14 protein-coding genes are annotated in these 14,268 nt (G+C 69.0%); 5 read left to right on the top strand and 9 right to left on the bottom strand.

Translation table 11 applies throughout. The annotated features are described in order from the left end of the window. Positions 1 to 15: 15 nt before the first annotated feature. Entirely contained in the window at positions 16 to 1,587 is a 1,572-nt protein-coding gene (locus AC5RVG_RS15115; protein ID WP_494014472.1) for an FAD-dependent monooxygenase, read from the bottom strand. An 81-nt stretch (positions 1,588 to 1,668) separates the two neighbouring features. Next, positions 1,669 to 2,061 carry a MerR family transcriptional regulator gene (locus AC5RVG_RS15110; RefSeq protein ID WP_494001570.1) on the bottom strand — a complete coding sequence of 131 codons (393 nt, stop codon included), beginning with the start codon at positions 2,059 to 2,061 and terminating at the stop codon, positions 1,669 to 1,671. Between the two features lie 170 nt (positions 2,062 to 2,231). On the opposite strand from AC5RVG_RS15110, the gene AC5RVG_RS15105 reads away from it, so the two are divergent. From AC5RVG_RS15105 to galK, 4 genes are all read left to right on the top strand, one after another. Next, positions 2,232 to 3,749, top strand: coding sequence for a SulP family inorganic anion transporter (locus tag AC5RVG_RS15105; protein WP_494014471.1), 1,518 nt, complete (start codon positions 2,232 to 2,234; stop codon positions 3,747 to 3,749). 193 nt (positions 3,750 to 3,942) lie between these two features. Further along, a complete protein-coding gene (locus tag AC5RVG_RS15100) occupies positions 3,943 to 4,320 on the top strand; it encodes a TraR/DksA family transcriptional regulator (protein WP_494001568.1) in 378 nt (125 codons plus the stop codon). A 76-nt stretch (positions 4,321 to 4,396) separates the two neighbouring features. Next, the gene (gene galT / locus AC5RVG_RS15095) at positions 4,397 to 5,578 is read left to right on the top strand and encodes a galactose-1-phosphate uridylyltransferase (protein WP_494014574.1); all 1,182 of its coding nucleotides are present in this window, start codon (positions 4,397 to 4,399) and stop codon (positions 5,576 to 5,578) included. Beyond that, positions 5,575 to 6,780: a galactokinase gene (gene galK, locus AC5RVG_RS15090; protein WP_494014470.1), complete on the top strand. Its 1,206-nt coding sequence runs from the start codon at positions 5,575 to 5,577 to the stop codon at positions 6,778 to 6,780. The genes galT and galK overlap by 4 nt, the downstream gene beginning before the upstream one ends. Positions 6,781 to 6,788: 8 nt before the next feature. Here the strand turns inward: galK and AC5RVG_RS15085 are convergent, their stop codons facing one another. After that, positions 6,789 to 7,424: a prepilin peptidase gene (locus AC5RVG_RS15085; RefSeq protein WP_494014469.1), complete on the bottom strand. Its 636-nt coding sequence runs from the start codon at positions 7,422 to 7,424 to the stop codon at positions 6,789 to 6,791. A gap of 209 nt (positions 7,425 to 7,633) precedes the next feature. Between AC5RVG_RS15085 and AC5RVG_RS15080 the strand changes: the two genes are divergently transcribed. Next, positions 7,634 to 8,404 carry a response regulator transcription factor gene (locus AC5RVG_RS15080; RefSeq protein WP_494014468.1) on the top strand — a complete coding sequence of 257 codons (771 nt, stop codon included), beginning with the start codon at positions 7,634 to 7,636 and terminating at the stop codon, positions 8,402 to 8,404. Here AC5RVG_RS15080 and AC5RVG_RS15075 read toward each other — a convergent pair. The 6 genes from AC5RVG_RS15075 to cpaB all read right to left on the bottom strand — a co-directional run bounded on the left by AC5RVG_RS15075 (position 8,355) and on the right by cpaB (position 14,266). Then, the gene (locus tag AC5RVG_RS15075) at positions 8,355 to 8,786 is read right to left on the bottom strand and encodes an Hpt domain-containing protein (protein WP_494014467.1); all 432 of its coding nucleotides are present in this window, start codon (positions 8,784 to 8,786) and stop codon (positions 8,355 to 8,357) included. The genes AC5RVG_RS15080 and AC5RVG_RS15075 overlap by 50 nt on opposite strands. Before the next feature lie 178 nt (positions 8,787 to 8,964). Further along, entirely contained in the window at positions 8,965 to 9,846 is an 882-nt protein-coding gene (locus AC5RVG_RS15070; RefSeq protein WP_494014466.1) for a type II secretion system F family protein, read from the bottom strand. A 31-nt stretch (positions 9,847 to 9,877) separates the two neighbouring features. Then, a complete protein-coding gene (locus AC5RVG_RS15065) occupies positions 9,878 to 10,813 on the bottom strand; it encodes a type II secretion system F family protein (RefSeq protein WP_494014465.1) in 936 nt (311 codons plus the stop codon). Beyond that, positions 10,810 to 12,354 (bottom strand): TadA family conjugal transfer-associated ATPase, encoded by a 1,545-nt coding sequence (locus AC5RVG_RS15060; protein WP_494014464.1) that lies wholly within the window; start codon positions 12,352 to 12,354, stop codon positions 10,810 to 10,812. Before AC5RVG_RS15060 ends, AC5RVG_RS15065 begins: the two co-directional genes overlap by 4 nt. Before the next feature lie 2 nt (positions 12,355 to 12,356). Next, positions 12,357 to 13,550, bottom strand: a complete 1,194-nt coding sequence (locus tag AC5RVG_RS15055) for a CpaE/TadZ family protein (RefSeq protein WP_494014463.1) — start codon at positions 13,548 to 13,550, stop codon at positions 12,357 to 12,359. Continuing rightward, on the bottom strand, positions 13,547 to 14,266 hold the full coding sequence (cpaB, locus tag AC5RVG_RS15050; protein WP_494014462.1) for a Flp pilus assembly protein CpaB: 720 nt from the start codon (positions 14,264 to 14,266) through the stop codon (positions 13,547 to 13,549). The genes AC5RVG_RS15055 and cpaB overlap by 4 nt, the downstream gene beginning before the upstream one ends. Positions 14,267 to 14,268 lie beyond the last annotated feature (2 nt).

The following is a 14,268-nucleotide window of genomic DNA, read 5'->3' as shown; positions in this document are numbered from 1 at the left end:
GGAGCAGGCGTTGGCTCAGACCTTGGCGGAACGGCGTCCCCGCCGCAGTGCCTGGGTAAACGTGGCCACGGCATGGCTGGGCAGGGACTGCGCCGCCACGAACCCGTCGGGGCGCACCAGGTACAGCTGGTCCGGATCGAGCTTCTTGTTCCCGTTGCGCGGCAGCGCGTGCATCGGCAGCCCCAGCGCTGCCTCCACGTGATTGACGACGACGGCGCCCGGGTCGCCGTACGAGTGCACCTGCCACTGAAGGCTGCGCAGGACGTCGAAGTTGCTGCCGGTGTACGGCAGCCGCCGTCCCACGACGCGGCCCCGCCGGCCGCGGGCCGCTTCCTTGGCGCCCGGGGCCATCCAGTAATGGATCCGGGTCTGCGATAGATAACCGAACACTCGGGAGGCACCGGAGGACCGCGGCACCACCCGCGCCGCCACGGGAATGAGGAACGGCAGCACCGACCTCCGGGCGGCGAGCGCCCACGGTGCCGTCGACGTGATGAAGGCGAACACCCGGTCCGTGCTTTGCAGCAGCCGCACCGCCACCGGCCGCCGTTCGGCCTCGTATCGGTCCAGGTAGGAGTCCGCGGCCCGGCCGGCGAGGACATCGGCGAACTTAAAGGCCAGGTTGTGGGCGTCCTGCAGGCCGGTGTTCATGCCCTGCGCACCGACGGGGGAATGGACGTGGGCCGCATCCCCGGCGAGGAAGACCGGCCCGTCGCGGAACCGGGCGGCGATCCGGTGATGCACGCGGTAGGTGGAGAACCAGTTCGAGGCGCCGTAGCGGACGCCGAACTTCTGAACCAGGCGCTCCCGGAGGGACTCCTCGGAGACGTCCGCCCCGCCGTCGTCGTCCCGCCCCTGGAAGCCGCCTTCGGGATCACGGATTACGCCGATCAGCCGGAGGTGGTCCGGCCCGCTCATGGGAAAGGCCAGCAGGAACTCGTCCACGCCCGCGCGGATATTGACCACGTCGCCGAAGAGGCCCCGGACCTCGGTGGCGTCGTTGACAAAGAAGGTGTGCGGACTGGTGGAGCCCTCAAACCCGATGCCGCGGCTGGTCCGCACGGTCGACGAGGCGCCGTCCGTCCCCACGCAGTAGCGGGCGCGGACCGTCGCCTTGCCAGCGGGGCCCGTCAGCTGCGCCGTGACGGGGTGGTCCGGGTGGCTGCCGCCCGCGACGTCCAGGGCGGCAACGCGGCACTCCCACAGCACCTCGCCGCCGAGTGCGTGCAGGTTCTTGAGCAGCAGCTCCTCGTTCTTGCTTTGTTCGTAGAACATGATGCCCGGGAAAGGCGTGATCCCGCGGCCCATCCGGCCCAGCGGGACCCTGCCGCGCGGCTTCGTGCCGAACCCGATGACCACCGCTTCGGCGAGGACGCCTTCGGCCATGACGGTGTCGGCGACGCCCAGCTGGTCGTAAATTTCCATGCTGCGCGCCTGCACCCCGAGGGCCCGGGATTCCCTCGTGGGGCCCGACTTGCCGTCCGCGATGATGTGGTCGACGCCCAGCTTGGCCAGCCAGTTGGCGAGCATCAGCCCGGTGGGACCTGCCCCGACAATCAGCACATCGGTTTGGAGTTCGGCTGCCATGGCGGTACCTCCTCCTCCGAGGTTACCGCTGCCCCGGGAGCAGCGGCAGGGGGGAGGGGTCCGAACGGGCGGGACCGGCGGTCACCGCCCGCGCAGGTCGCTGATGAACTCGTCCGCCCGGGTCAGGTTCAGGGCGAGCTTGTTGCGTTTTTCGTCGGCGCGCCCGATGTAGTCCTGCAAGAGTTTGCGTTCGGCTGGATGGACGGCGCCGTCGGCTAAAACGTCGATGATGTCCAGGAGCTCGGCCATCTCCTCCAGCGTGAAGCCAAGCGGTTTCATGGAGCGGATGATCAGCAAACGGTCCAGATCCGACTGGGTATAGACCCGGAAGCCGCCCTCGGTGCGCGTGGTGGCCGGCAGCAGCCCGATGTCGTCGTAGTGGCGGATGGTCCGCAGCGACAGGCCTGTGGCCTCCGCGAGTTCGCCGATGTGCATCGTGCGCGTGCCCGACGCGGTACTTTCGGCCTTGCTCATGGTCCATCCCTCCCGTGGTCACCCGGTTACAACTCTACCCTTACGTTAGGTTAGGGTTGTAACCGATATCGACGTTCTTGTCCGTCGACTACTTCCCCGCGCATCGCCGCGCCCCCAGACTTTAGATGTACGCGAAGGCCTGCCGCCTTCAGGATGCGAATGGAGCCCCCATGCCCACGACAACCGCCGCTGCCCGGCCTGAGCTGACTCCCGAGGAGCGCCAGTCCGTGCTGCGCACCCTCAAGTCGCCGCGGCTGCTGAAGACGGAAGTGCTCGGCGGTTTGGTGGTCGCGCTGGCCCTGATCCCCGAGGCCATCGCGTTCTCCATCATCGCCGGGGTGGACCCGCGCGTCGGGCTGTTCGCCTCCTTCACCATGGCTGTCTCGATCGCGTTCCTGGGCGGCCGCCCGGCGATGATTTCAGCTGCCACCGGCGCGGTGGCGCTGGTGATTGCCCCGCTGGTGGAAAGCCACGGCCTCGACTACCTGGTGGCGGCGGTCATCCTGGCCGGCGTGTTCCAGGTGCTGCTGGCGGCGCTTGGCGTCGCCAAGCTGATGCGGTTCATTCCGCGGCAGGTGATGGTGGGGTTCGTCAACGCGCTGGCCATCCTGATCTTCATGGCGCAGGTGCCTGAACTGCTGGGCGTTCCGTGGCTGGTGTACCCGCTGACCGCGCTGGCGCTGGCGATTGTTTTCGGTCTTCCGAAGCTGACCAACGCGGTTCCCGCGCCCTTGGTCGCCATCGTGGTGCTGACGCTGATCACGGTGTTCGCCTCGGTTGCGGTGCCGACCGTGGGCGACAAGGGCGAGCTGCCGGACAGCCTGCCCGCGTTGTTCTTCCCGGCAGTACCGCTGACCCTGGAAACCCTGAAGGTTATCTTCCCGTATGCCTTGGCGATGGCGTTCGTGGGGCTGCTCGAATCGCTGATGACGGCCAAGCTGGTCGACGACGTCACGGACACCCGCTCCAACAAGACCCGCGAGTCCTTGGGCCAGGGCGCCGCGAACATCATCACCGGCTTCTTCGGGGGCATGGGCGGCTGCGCGATGATCGGCCAGACCATGATCAACGTGAAGGCCTCCGGAGCCCGCACCCGCCTCTCCACCTTCCTCGCCGGCCTGTTCCTGCTCATCCTCGTGGTGGTTCTCGGCGACATCGTGGCGCTGATCCCGATGGCGGCCCTGGTGGCCGTGATGGTCTTCGTGTCCTGGGCGACGTTCGACTGGCACAGCATCAAACCCTCGACCCTGAAGATGATGCCGAAGAGCGAGACCGCGGTCATGCTCGTCACCGTCATCGCCACCGTCGCCACGAACAACCTGGCCATCGGCGTCGGGCTCGGCGTGCTGACCGCCATGGTGCTGTTCGCCAACCGGGTATCGCACCTGGTGACCGTCGAGCGGACGGTGCTGGAACTGAACGGCGAGGAGACAGCCACCTACGTGGTCGACGGCGAGCTCTTCTTCGCGTCCTCGAACGACCTCTACACCCAGTTCCAGTACGCACTGGACCCGGACAAGGTCATCATCGACATGCACGCCTCGCACCTGTGGGACGCCTCGACCGTGGCGGCACTGGACGCGATCACCGAGAAGTACCGCGCCCACGGCAAGGACGTGCGGATCATCGGGCTGAACTCGGCCAGTGTGGCCATGCGGGAGCGGATGGCCGGCAAGCTCAACGGCTGACCGGCTGACCGGATAACGGCTGACGGGCCCGGCTGACCGGCTGACCCGGCCCGGCCGCCACCGGCTGACCTGACCGCCGCCGCGGCGGGGAGCGTCCCGTGACAGGCGTCCACCCCATGTACCGCGGCAACGGCGTATTCTAGGGGCACCCTGGTCCGGACCTGCCGGACCGTCCGGCCGACGGGAGGCACAGATGAGCGAGAGCTTGACCCACGACGATGTGGAGCACTTCGCCGCGCTGCTGGACGCCCGCGAGGCGTCGGACCGCGCCCAGGTGGAGCGCCTCACGGTCGACATTGCCGAGGTCACCGCGGCCACCCGGGACGTCCCGGCCGACGACGAACACGACCCCGAGGGCTCCACGGCCACGCTGGAACGCGCGCGCGAAGTGGCGCTGCTGGCCAGCACGGAAAAGGCGCTGGCAGACATCGCCGCCGCCCGGGCACGGCTCGCGGCCGGCACCTACGGGACGTGCGCCTCGTGCGGCAACCCCATCCCGCGCGAACGCCTGGAGATCCGGCCGGAAGCACAATTTTGCGTGACCTGTGCGGCGAAGCGGCGCCGTGCCTGAGCGAAGCACCGTGGATCGTGCCCAGCCCGGGGCGGGCACCGCCGTCGTTGTTCCGGAAGGCGCCCCCGTCACCGCGGTGACCGCGACCCGTTTGGCGGACGGCCGGGAGTTGCTTTTTTTCGACGACGGCGCGCGGCCGGTTCCGCGGGATTCGCGGGACACCCGGGACCTGCCGGAACGGCCGCCGGTGGGGGAGCTGCGCTACGACGTGCTGACGGGGGAGTGGGTGGCGCTGGCCGCGCACCGGCAGACCCGCACCTACCTGCCGCCGGCGGACGCGTGCCCGCTGTGCCCGAGCACGCCGGACTACGCCTCCGAAATCCCGGCGGCCGACTATGACGTGGCCGTGTTCGAGAACCGGTTTCCGTCGCTCGGGCCGGACCTGCTGGCAACGCCCGAGGACCCGGAGTGGGGCCGCGCCTACACCGCCGGCGGGCGCTGCGAGGTGGTCTCCTTCACCTCGGCGCACACCGGTTCGTTCGCCGGGCTGGACACCCGCCGCGTGCGCACCGTGATCGACGCGTGGGCGCACCGGACCGCGGCGCTCAGCGCGACGGACGGGATTGCCCAGGTCTTCTGCTTCGAAAACCGCGGCGCCCAGATCGGCGTGACGCTGCACCATCCGCACGGTCAGATCTACGCCTACTCCTACCTGCCCCCGCGCGGGGCGGTCATGGCGGCGGCGGCCCGGAAACACTTCGAGGCCACCGGCGGGCGGCAGACGCTGACCGGGGCGGTGCTCGGCCATGAGCGCTCCGACGGCTCCCGGATGGTTCTCGAAGGCGAACACTTCAGCGCCTACGTGCCGTTCGCCGCGCGCTGGCCGCTGGAGGTGCACCTGGTGCCGCACCGGCAGATCGCGGATCTCGCCGGGCTCACGGGCGCGGAGCGGGACGAACTGGCGGTGCTGTACCCGCAGCTGCTGGGCCGGTTCGACGCGCTCTACGACAGCCCGACCCCGTACATCGCCGCCTGGCACCAGGCGCCGGTCGCCCGGGCGCTGCGGGAAGCGGGCTACCTGCACCTGCAGCTGACCTCGCCGCGACGGGCCGCCGACAAGCTGAAGTACCTGGCGGGCTCCGAGGCAGCGATGGGCGCCTTCATCAACGACACCCTGCCGGAGCAGGTGGCCGCCGCGCTGCGGGAGGCGGATCCTGGCCGCATACCGGGTGCCGGCAGCGGCGGCCCGGGCGGGACACGCGCGGCGGACGAAGGGACTCGGGCCGCCGGCGGGGGCGCCGGCGGGGAGGCCCCGTGACCGCCGAAGCTTTGGCCGCACGCACCGCCGACGCCTTCGCCGCACGGTTCGGGCGCCGCCCGGACGGGGTCTGGGCAGGACCGGGACGGGCCAATCTGATCGGCGAACACACCGATTACAACGGCGGCTTCGTGCTGCCGTTCGCCATCGACAAGATCACGACGGCGGCGCTCGCCGTGCGCGGCGACCGCACCGTTCGGGTGGCCTCGGCGCTGCCGGGCGCCGAGGCGGTGGAGATCGGGCTGGACGATCTTGGCCCCGGCTCGGTTTCCGGTTGGTCGGCGTACCCGCTGGGCGTGGCCTGGGCGCTGGGGCAGGCGGGGGTACGCCTGCCCGGCTTCGACCTGCTGGTGGATTCGGACGTTCCGGTCGGCGCCGGCTTGTCCTCGTCCGCCGCGCTGGAATGCGCGGTAGCCCTCGGCCTGGCCGAACTGGTGGGAGGGCGGCGGGCGGATGCGGGGCCGGATAGGGCGGGGCCGGAGCCTCCGGGGCTGGATCGGGCCGGGCTGGCTGCCGCCGGGCGGCGCGCGGAGAACGAGGTGGTCGGCGCGCCCACCGGCATCATGGACCAGTACGCCTCCCTGTTCGGGGCGGCCGGGTCCGCGGTGTTTCTGGACTGCCGCAGCGAAGCCGTGGAACTGGTGCCACTGGACCTCGAGGCTGCGGGCCTGGCCTGCCTGGTCATGGATACCAAGGTTTCGCATGCCCATGCCACCGGCGACTATGCCAGCCGCCGCGACTCCTGCAACCGGGCCGCGGAAGCCCTGGGTGTGCCGCTGCTGCGCGACGTACCGCTCGACCGGCTGCCGGAAGCTCAACGGCTGCTCGACTATGAGACTTTCCGCCGCGCCCGGCACATCGTCACCGAGAACGCGCGCGTGGTGGAGACCGCGAGAATTCTGCGCTCCGAGGGGCCCGCGGCCGTCGGCCGGTTGCTGGACGCCAGCCACGTTTCCATGCGCGATGACTTCGAAATTTCCTGTCCGGAGCTGGACCTGGCCGTAGAGACCGCTCAGGCGAACGGCGCCCTGGGTGCCCGCATGACCGGCGGGGGATTCGGCGGTTCCGCCGTCGCCCTGGTGCCGGCAAACGAGGTGGATGCGGTGCGGGATGCGGTCTTGCGGGCGTTCGCTTCGGTCGGCTTCCGGCAACCGGAAATGTTCACCGTCACTTCCGCGGACGCTGCCCGCCGGCTGTTGTAAGCCCGGGGCTATCCGGGCAGCGGGCCGGCCAGCGCGACCACGAGCGTGGCGGTGATCATGGACGGGCCAAACGGGATGTCCGAATCCCGCTTAAGCACGCGGGCCAGCATGAGCAGGACGATGGCCGCCGCGTTTAGCAGGAACGCCCCCAGCAGCACGGCCACCCAGGCCGCTACGCCGTCGTAGCCGGCATACAGGCCCACGACGGCAGCAAGCTTCACGTCTCCCATGCCGATGCCGCCGGGCTTGATTAAAGCCGCCAGCAGGTAGAAGGCAAACATCGCCAGCGAGCCGAGCAGCCCGGCCATGACCGGCTGCCACGCGGAGCCCGTCAAGGCAGGCAGGAGCAGCAGCGCCACTGCCGTCCCCAGGAACGGAAGGACCACGCGATTCGGCAGCAACTTATGCCGCAGGTCAATCGCGGCCAGCAGCACGCCCAGGACGGCGAGAAGGCCGAAGGCGGGAAGCTCTGCGGCTTCCCGGGCCGGAGCCAGGAGGCCGCAGAGGATGCCCGTTGCGGCCGCCATCGGCCAGCGCCACGCGGCAGGAAGTACCGTGCGGTCCTCCCGGTGGGCGAGTGCAAAGACGCACCAGCCGGCTAGGGCTCCGAGCGCGGCAAGCAGGACCGGTAACAGCAAAGTCACCGGACCCGCTCACAGGCCAGAGCCCTTGTTCCTTCGGGTCCCTCAACTCCGTAGATCGTTGGTCACCCTTTCATCACATCACTGCCCGACATAGGCTCATAGTAGGAAGAATCGATTAACCTCTAGGAGTATCAGAGTTCCGGGCTTCTGCAGAGGCCCGGATGGCCTTCGGGCAGCCCGACGCGGACCGTGCAGGGAGGAGATGCAGAATGAGTGACCCGGGTGCGGCCGTAGTGATCGAAGACGACGTGGACATCCGCAATCTCGTGAGCGCCGTCCTCCTGCAATCAGGATTCGACGTACAGGCGGCCGCGAGCGGGCGGGAAGGGATCCATGCCGTGCGGCAACGGATCACCACCGTCGTCACCCTGGACATCTCGCTGCCGGACATCGACGGCTTCGAAGTGCTCCGGAGGATCCGTCAGTTCAGCAACTGCTACATCGTGATGCTCACCAGCAGGAACGAAGAACTCGACACGCTCACGGCGTTGCAGCTTGGGGCAGACGATTATATGACCAAACCGTTCCGTCCCCGCGAGCTGCGGGCCAGGATCCATGCGATGATGCGCCGGCCCCGCACTCCTCATCCGCTGGAAGCCACCCCGGCCAACGCACCGCCGCTGCCGTCGGCCCCGCCCGCCGACAGCAGAATCCTCGAGCACAATGGGCTCGTCCTCGATTCCGATCGGCGTACGGCGTCGCGCGAGGGTGAGGAATTGCGGCTGACCAGGAGCGAGTTCAACGTGCTCCAGGAGATGCTGCGCAGTTCGGGGGCGGTCCGCTCGAAGGCGGAGCTGGTCAAGGTAGTGCGCGGGGACTATTACCCCGAGGACGCCTACATCAGCGAAGCCGATGAGCGGGCGATCGAAGTCCATGTGGGCAATCTGCGGCGCAAACTGAAGGAAGATCCGCACCGCCCGCGCTGGCTCGTTACGGTGCGGGGAATCGGTTATCGGCTGGCTCCGGAGCGCTCGGTATAGCGGGTGCTCCCGGCTCGGCCCTCATGCCCTGCATTTCGCTCACCGTGGCCGCACCGCACTGCTGGATGAGACCAAGCAGGGCGGCTGCCTCTGCGAAATCCGCCGCACGAATATGAGCCTCCACCTCGCCGGCCAGCCAGGCCAGTCGGCTGGCACCCACCATCATCGAGGCGGTCTTCAGGCTGAGGGCTGCGTCCAAGGAATCGGTCCGGTCCTGGCTGTCCAACGCGGTCTCCAGGCAGCTAAACCGTTCCGGCCATGCCTCGGAAAAGTCCTGGACCAAGCCGCGGGCGATGCCGTGGTCGGCCAAACCGTCGCCGAGGTCCTCCACTACCGCGCGGTCAACCAGCGGCAGGACGTGGTGCTGGTCAGCGGCCATCATGGCAGGCGCCGCACGCGGCGGGTCCCGGCCGGGGCCGGCCCGGTCGGTGCACAGTGGGTGGATGGGATGGGCATGGTTCGAGACTACTTTCCGATGTCGGGCGGGTCTGCCGGTTTTCCGGTTTCTTTGGCTAATGTTGCGGGATTGCTGAGGATGCCGACGTGCCTGCCGGTCCTCGTCAGCCGCCCAGGGTGGCGATGATGTTCAGTGCCGCAGGGCCGAGCAGCGCGATAAAAAGCACCGGAAGAATGCAGAACATCAGCGGGAAGACTACCTTGACCGGGATCTGCATGGCCTTTTCCTCGGCGCGCTGGCGCCGCTTGACGCGCATTTCGGCCGCCTGCGTGCGGAGCACGCCGGAGACGGAAACGCCGTAGGCGTCCGCCTGGATGACGGCGCGAACGAACTGCTGCAGGTCCTTCGAGGTGGTCCTGCCGGCCAGCGAGTCGTAGGCCTCGCGGCGCGAGCGGCCCACCTGCATGTCCTGCAGGACGCGGATCAGTTCGGCGGCGAGCGGACCGGAACCGTTCGCTCCTACCCGGGCGACCGCCGCATCAAAGCCCAGGCCGGCCTCCACGGCGATGGTCATTTGGTCCAACGTGTCCGGCAGTTCCTCGCTAATCGTTGCTTGGCGTTTCTGGCCCGCGCTGTGCAGCAGAAGGTCAGGGAGGCAGTAGGCGACGACGGCGATGACGATCGCCAGCAGGACGCTGGGCCCCGCGGATGCGGCGGCCACGTACAGGAGCCCGACCACAATGCCTGCCACGGCAAGGACGATCTTGGCAGCCATGAGCCGCTTCAGCGGCCAGGCCTCGGGACGTCCGGCCAGCGCCAGCTGGCGTTCCAAGCGCTGGGCAAAGGTTGCCGGCGTGAACCGGGTGGCCAGCGCCTCGAACCGGCGCCTGCGGGCGCGTTTGACCGCGCGCGGCCCGGCCAGGCCACGGGACAAATTGGCCCGGATGGCCTCGTGCTGGGGATGCTTGCCGCCCAGCAGGGACCAGGCAAACAGCGGGAGCGACAGCACCAGGGCTGCGGCAGCCACCATGACAGTCAGCGGCATCGGCGGACTCCTTTACTTACGGTGCTGAACTTTAGAACTTGAAGCTGACGACTTTGCGCATCCACAGCCCGCCCGCGACGAGCAGGGCTCCGGCCACGAACAGCAGGGAGAAACCGAGCGGGCTCTGGGTGAAACTGTCCAGATAGCCGGGGCTGGACACGAACAGGAACGCGCTGAGTCCAAAGGGCAGGACCATCAGGACCAGGGCGGAGATCCGTCCTTCGGCGCTGAGCGCCTTGACCTGGCCCCGGATCTGGGAGCGTTCCCTGATCGTCTGGCCCACCTGGTCCAGGACTTCGGCCAGGTTGCCACCCACTTCCCGGTGGATGTCTATGGCCTGGGCGACCCAGTGAAAGTCTTCGCTGCCCATCCTGTCGGCGGTATCGTGCAGCGATTCGCCGAGGTCTCGGCCCAGCCGCGTTTCGTTGACCACCCGCCGCAGCTCTTCGGACGTCGGTGCCGCCGATTCGGCGGAGACCGCGTCCACGGCGCGCAGCAGGCTGTGGCCGGCACGCAGTCCGCTGGCCAGCAGCTGGAGCGTGTCGTCGAGCTGGTCAGCGAAGGCCGTCCGGCGCCGGCCGGCGCGGAAGACCAGGACCCCTTTGGCGACGGCCGGGGCCGCAACGGCCAGGAGCAAGCCGGCGGCGGGTCCCGCGAGCATAATTCCGAGGGCCGCGCCGACCGCGGCGCCGGACAAAACCAGGACCACCAGTTCGGCGGGGGTGAGCCTCAGCCCGGCGGCTTCGAGGGCGCCGGCCATCGCCGGGGCTTCCCGGCGGCGGGCCAGGAGCCGTTCGATGGCAGCGGTGGAGCGGGCGGCCACGTCACTGAGCCGGGAGCCCTGTTCCGGGGCGCCACGGCGGGACGGCGAAAGCCGCAGGGACCGCGTGCCGAAGGCGGCCCATACGAGCAGGGCCAGCGAGCCGTAGCAACACAGCATTCCTATAACCAGGACCGCCGGGGTCATCGCGTTGCCGCCTGCGGGCGCAACGGGCCGGCGGCCGGCTCGAAGATGTCGGCCGGCAGGTCGATGCCCAGTTCCCGGAACCGGTCGGTAAACCGCGGACGAACTCCGGTTGGCATGGGTTTGCCCAGGAACCTGCCGCTGGCATCCACACCGGCGCTGTAGTCGAAGACGAAGGCGTCCTGCAGCGTCACGATGTCGCCTTCCATGCCCTGTACCTCGGTCACATGCGTGACCCGGCGGGTACCGTCGCGCAGGCGGGTCAACTGAACGATGACGTCCACCGCGGAGGCGATCTGTTCCCGAATCGCGCGCAGGGGCAGGTCCATCCCGGCCATCAGCACCAGGGTCTCCAGGCGCGCGATGGCGTCCCGGGGGGAGTTCGAATGCACCGTGGACAGCGATCCGTCGTGCCCGGTGTTCATGGCCTGGAGCATGTCCAGTGTTTCTCCGCCGCGGACCTCGCCCACCACGATCCGGTCCGGGCGCATGCGCAGCGAGTTGCGGACGAGGTCGCGGATGGTGATCGCGCCCTTCCCCTCGATGTTGCTCGGGCGGCTTTCCAGCCGGACTACGTGGTCCTGCTGCAGCTGCAGTTCCACGGCGTCTTCGATGGTGACGATGCGTTCGCCGGCCGGAATGAAGGAGGAGAGCACGTTGAGCAGCGTGGTCTTTCCGGTACCGGTGCCGCCGGAGACGATGATGTTCAGCCGTGACCGGACGCAGGCGTCCAACAACGCGGCCATCTCCGGGGAGAGCGTACCGAAACCAATAAGGTCCTGGACCTGGAAGGGGTCGGCGGCGAACTTCCGGATGGTCAGGGAGGACCCGTTGACTGCCAGCGGCGGGATGACCGCATTCACGCGCGAGCCGTCGGCCAAACGTGCGTCGACGAGCGGCGACGATTCGTCGATCCGGCGGCCGACCCTGGACACGATGCGTTCAATGACGCGGCGCAGCTGGTCCTCGGACAGGAAGCGGGCCGAACTGCGCGAGAGCTTGCCCTTGTGCTCCACGTAGATCATGTCGGGTCCGTTCACCATGATTTCGGAGACGTCCGGATCCTCCAGCAGCGGCTGCAGCGGACCGTAGCCGAGCACGTCGTCGCTGACCTCACGGATCAGGCGCTGGCGCTCCAGGTGGCTGAGCGGATTTTCTTCTTCCTCGACAACCTTGGCAAGCTCCTGCTGCACCACGAGGTGCAGTTTGTCCTCGTCCAGGGAAGCATCCAGCAGCCGTGATCCCATGCGTTCGAAGAGGACCTTGCTCGCACGTTCCTTCATCTTGGACAGGGCATCCTGCGCCGGGGGAAGGGCGGCCGGGGGAGCCGTGCGGCCGGCAGAGGCCGGCTGCGCCGCGGCCGCGGCGGAGGGAGTCGGCGTCGCCGCCGCCGCCGCCGTCGTCGTCGCCGGAGCAGCGGATGCGGAAGCAGCCGGTGCCGGCGCGGTGGTGGCGGGGGCAGCGGGCGCGGCGGCATGGTGGCGGGCGGGGGGAGCTATCGGGGCGGTGCCGTGCACTGCCTGAAGCCGTTGGGCAAGGTTCATGGCTATCCTCTTCGGTGACGACCGCGGCGCTTGAGCAGGCCGGCCGGGGCGGGGGCAAAGCGGTCCACCACCTTGTGCAAGGCGCGGGCCGCAGGATCGCGCGGGGCGCTTTCGAGCACCGGCACGCCTTGGTTGGTGGAAATCCGGACCGCGCGGGTGTCCGGGATGACGTCGTCGACTTTGCAGCCGAGGGTGGTCTCCGCATCGCGGCGGGTGAGCCCGTCGCGCGGATCCGCCCCGTTCAACACGATGTGGCGGGTGAGCGGTTCCATGCCCAGCTCGCGCAGGATTTCGAGCTCCTTTCGGAGTCCGCGGATGCTGGGAACGTCCATGCCGCCCACGAAGATATAGTCCGTGGCGCGATCCAGCGCGGCCAGCGTGTGCTCCGACAGCCCCGGGGACGTGTCGATGATGACGTGCGCGTACTGTGCGGCCAACTGGTCGAGGAGCAGCGATACCTGCTCGCCGGTGACCTGGTCGGCATCGGCCGGGGACGGCGGTGCACACAGCGCATACAGCCCGCTGGGGTGCCGGGCCAGGAAAGACTTGAGCACAATGCTGTCCTTCTGTGCGTGCGGCTGCACGGCGTCGACCAGGGAATGTTCCGGCTCCAGGCAGAGCGCGCTGGCCACGTCGCCGAACTGCAGGTCCAGGTCGACGATGACGGTCTGCTGCTCCGAGGCGGCAGCCAGCCCGACGGCGAGGTTGGTCGCCACCGTGGTCTTCCCGGCGCCGCCCTTGGGCGAGACGACGGCGAGGACGCGGCCGTTCGCGGCCTGGCCATCGGACGAGGGTACGCTGTGCCGCCGGTGGCTGGCGCTGCGTACCGCGCGGTGCAGCAGTGCGGCGATATCGCGGACATCGGCGCCGGGAGCCACGACGTCGCGGATGCCGGCACGCATGGCGGCCAGCACGACGTCGGGGCTCGGCGCCGCGACCAGCAGCACCGAAATCTCGGGCCGCTGGGATTCGAATTCGGCCGCCAGGGCCAGCGCCTGACCGGTGGCCAGCCCGGGGCCAAGCACCACGGCATCCAGGAGCTGCGGGTTGGACAGCACGGCGAAGACATCGTTGGGTTCGGTGGGGAGGCCCGCGCCGTTCCACAGCTGGGTATGGCCGGCTAGGGAACCTACCGCGGCGGCGGCGAAGCGTTGTTCGAAGTCGGCGTCGGTGCCCACCAGTACGTAGCGGCTCATTCGTAGACCTCGTCGCTGTCCACCGTGCGCGTTCCCTTTTCGCTGGCGTCGGCCGGTTCCTTCGAGAGCCAGGTGCGGGCGAACTCCTGGGCGTACACGATCTTTTCGGCGTCCGGTGCCATGACCGCCAGGGTGACCAGCACGTTGTTGGCGGGAACGGTGGCATCGCCGGACTCGGCGGCAACCGCCACGCCCTGGACCCGGGTGACCAGGACCTTATGCAGCTCCAAGTGTGTGACGTGTGCGGTATTTTCGGGGCCGTTTTCCAGCGAGATGAAGACGCCCACGGTGTCTCCGGCCTGCAACTGCCCGCCGACCACGCGTGCCGGCTCCAGGGAGATGGAGACCTCCTGCATGCCCTTCGGGACGGCCACGGTTCCCGGTTCCTGCAGGTCCGCGGGCGGGGCGAAGCGGGCGGCCAGCAGCTGTTCCCCGGCGATCAGGTCGACGGTGGCGACCTGTCCGGCCAGCTTCTGCACGTCCGTTACCACCCCGGCCGCCGCGACCTTGGCCGGAACGAGCTCGGCCGCAACATACGCGCCGAGCTCTTCGCCGGGGGTGCCTGCCGGCACATTCTCTGCGACCACCAGGACCTCCACCGTCTCGGTGCCGGCCAGAGCACGCTGATCGGCGCTGCCGATGTAGGCGAGGACCATCGTGGTTCCGACGACGGCCACCAGCAGCGCCGCCAGGGCCCCTATGATTCTCTTTTTCACCG

This window comes from Arthrobacter senegalensis (assembly GCF_059091765.1).
The sequence above is the reverse complement of the archived record's forward strand: the minus strand, read 5'-3'. Positions and strand labels throughout refer to the sequence as shown.